At 75.6% G+C, this 2,597-nt stretch carries 3 protein-coding genes; all 3 read right to left on the minus strand.

Annotated features, from left to right (window positions below):
* A partial coding sequence (locus ACFUEL_RS38250; RefSeq protein ID WP_380242611.1) for a serine/threonine-protein kinase occupies positions 1-818 on the minus strand: 818 nt, incomplete at its 3' end.
* Between the two features lie 144 nt (positions 819-962).
* Complete coding sequence (locus tag ACFUEL_RS38255; RefSeq protein ID WP_380242613.1) at positions 963-1,850, minus strand: class I SAM-dependent methyltransferase; 888 nt, start codon at positions 1,848-1,850, stop codon at positions 963-965.
* 60 nt (positions 1,851-1,910) lie between these two features.
* Entirely contained in the window at positions 1,911-2,387 is a 477-nt protein-coding gene (locus tag ACFUEL_RS38260) for a nuclear transport factor 2 family protein (RefSeq protein WP_380242615.1), read from the minus strand.
* Between the last annotated feature and the right edge of the window lie 210 nt (positions 2,388-2,597).

Consider the following 2,597-nt stretch of genomic DNA (forward strand, 5'->3'; position numbering starts at 1 on the left):
GCCGGGTTCTTGTCCAGGCAGGCCGCGACGGTCTCGGCGAGGTCGGGGGCGAGGTCCCGCAGGGCGGTGAGGTCGGGTTCGGTGTGGACGATGCGGTAGAGCATGTCGACGCCCGAGCCCTCGCCGAAGGGCGGACGTCCGGTGGCGGCGTAGGCGATCAGCGCGCCGAGCGCGAAGACGTCGACGGCGGGGGTGAACCGGCCGGTGTTGTTGGCCTGTTCGGGGGCCATGTAGGCGGGGGTGCCGAGCACCATGCCGGTGCGGGTGAGGCGGCTCTGGTCGGCGGCGCGGGCGATGCCGAAGTCGATGAGGGTGGCGCCGCGGGCGGTGAGCATGACGTTGGAGGGCTTGAGGTCGCGGTGGATCATGTCCAGGTCGTGCACGGCCCGCAGGCAGGACGCCGTCTCGCGCAGCAGGCGCCACAGCCGGGCGACGTCCAGCGGGCCGCCGTTGGCCGCGAGGACCCGGTCCAGGGTGAGGCCGGGCACGTAGGCGGTGGCCAGCCACGGCGGGCGGGCGTCCCGGTCGGCCGCCAGTAACGGGGCGGTGGCCTCCGCGGGCAGGCGCGCCAGGTTGTCGAGCTCGTGCCCGAAGTGCCGTTGGAAGTCCGGGTCCTCGGTGAACTGCGGCAGCACCTGCTTGACCGCCGCGTACCGCCCCTCGACCACGCCGAGGTAGACCCGGCCCATCCCGCCCGCCCCGAGCCGGCCCAGCAGCGGGATCTCCCCGATCGCCCGCGGGTCGTCCTCCTCCAGCGGTTCGGCTCCGCTCCCGGCCAGGTCGAACCTGGTCCCGCCGGTCCCCCCATGCAGTGTCATGGGTGCGCATGCTAGCGAACTGCGGTGGCCGTACGGCCACTTGAGGTGTGCCGACCCGGCAGCGACCGGCGGTAACCGGCCGCAGCCCGCGGCGGCCGACGACGACCGGCGGCGGCCGGCGGTGGCGGCCGCTCCGGCAGGCGGTCAGCGCCGCTCTGCGACGGTGGCGACGGCCACGGCGACCCGGCCGGTGCCCAGCGAGGAGCGGCTGCGGGCGGAGGTGCCGAGGCCCCGGGCGAGGGTGAGCAGGTCGTGGTCGGAGGTGACGCGCAGGCCGTGCTCGGCGAGCAGGGCGGCCATCCGGTCCGGCTTCCACAGCGAGCGCCAGGGTTCGCCCGCGGTGACGGAGTCGCCGAGCAGCCGGGTGAGCAGCCGCCCGGCGGCCGCCTTCACCGACGGGGACTGGTAGTTGAGGACGAGCGCGCTGCCGGGGGCGGTGCGCGCGGCGAGCGCGGCGAGGGTGCCGCGGACCTGCTCCCGGGTGAGGTAGGGGACGACGCCCTCCCACAGCCAGGTGGTGGGGGCGGCGGGGTCGTGACCGGCGGCGTCCAGCGCGCCGCCGAGGTCGTCGGTGGCGAAGTCGACGGCGGTGAAGTGGACGGCTCGGGCCGCGAGTCGTGCTTCGGCGCCGGCCAGGCGGGCGCGTTTGTCCTGCTGGGAGGCGGGGTGGTCGACCTCCCAGACCTCGGCCTGCGCGAGTGCGGCCAGCCGCCAGGCCCTGGTGTCCAACCCCGCGCCCAGGATGACGAGTTGGCCGTTCGCCCGGTCGCGGATCGCCTCGTCGACGGCGACCGTGCGCGGCACCGCGATCTCGGCGCAGGCCCGGACGCTCTCGTAGCCGGTGCGGGCCCGCCAGCCCTCCGGCGGAATCCCCGCGCGGACCTGCTCGACCACCGTGCGCTCCTCGGGGCCCAGCAGCCCCAGCGCCACCGGGTCGGCGAACCGCTCCGTCCCGGCCCGGCCGTCCGCCGCCGCCCGCCCCTGGCAGACCAGCACCGCCGTCCTGCTCGCCGCACGCCCGTTCTCAGCCATGTCCCCCATTCAAACACCCGCCCCTCGTCCCCCTCGTCGTCCCTTCTCGGCCGGTCTCCGTCAGCCCCCGGCGGGTGCGGGTGCGGGTGCGGGTGCGGGTCCGGCCGCAGGGGCCGGTCCGGCCGCGGCCATCAGGGCCTGCCAGGGGGCGGAGTCGAAGAGCAGCGTGATCGCGGTGATCCGGCCGTCGCGGAGCCGGAAGTGCTCGGCGGTGTGCTGGACGATGCCGACGGCCGGGACGGTGTGCAGGTCGTAGAGCAGGGTGGCCTCGTCCTCGCCGTACAGCTCGCTGATCAGGTCGACGCGGGCGGTGATGCCGAGCAGCCCGCCGAGGCCGTCGAGGTGGCCCTCCGGGCTGTCGGAGGTGACGAACGGGCTGCGGAAGGCGAAGTCTTCGCCGATCAGCGCGGCGGCCGCGGCGACGTCGCCGCCGAACCGGGCGTCGTAGTAGGCGCGGACGGTGCTGCGGACGCTACCGCGGGCGGCGTCGCGGCCGGTGCTGCGGGCGGCACTGCGGGCCGACGGATCGGTGGTCATGCGGGCTGCGCTCCTCGTGGCCGTCCCCGGGGTTCGGGCCGCCTTCGCCGCCCTCCTCTCCCGAGGATTTATGTACGTCCTTCACTATGAAGTAGCACCATACGTGGCCCGGTCCACCCCGTCCACCGGCGGCCGCCCGCAAACCGCCCTCCACCGCGCCGAGTTGGCGGCACGGTGGGCGAACGGCACGGCGCCCGCCGGACCTTCCGG

It is taken from the genome of Kitasatospora sp. NPDC057198 (assembly GCF_042670125.1).
Lineage (GTDB): Bacteria > Actinomycetota > Actinomycetes > Streptomycetales > Streptomycetaceae > Kitasatospora.

What these genes read in the sequence shown, in the direction of transcription:
- ACFUEL_RS38255 (WP_380242613.1), bottom strand. Translation starts at nt 1,850, where the DNA reads ATGGCTGAGAACGGGCGTGCGGCGAGCAGGACGGCGGTGCTGGTCTGC.
- ACFUEL_RS38260 (WP_380242615.1), bottom strand. Translation starts at nt 2,387, where the DNA reads ATGACCACCGATCCGTCGGCCCGCAGTGCCGCCCGCAGCACCGGCCGC.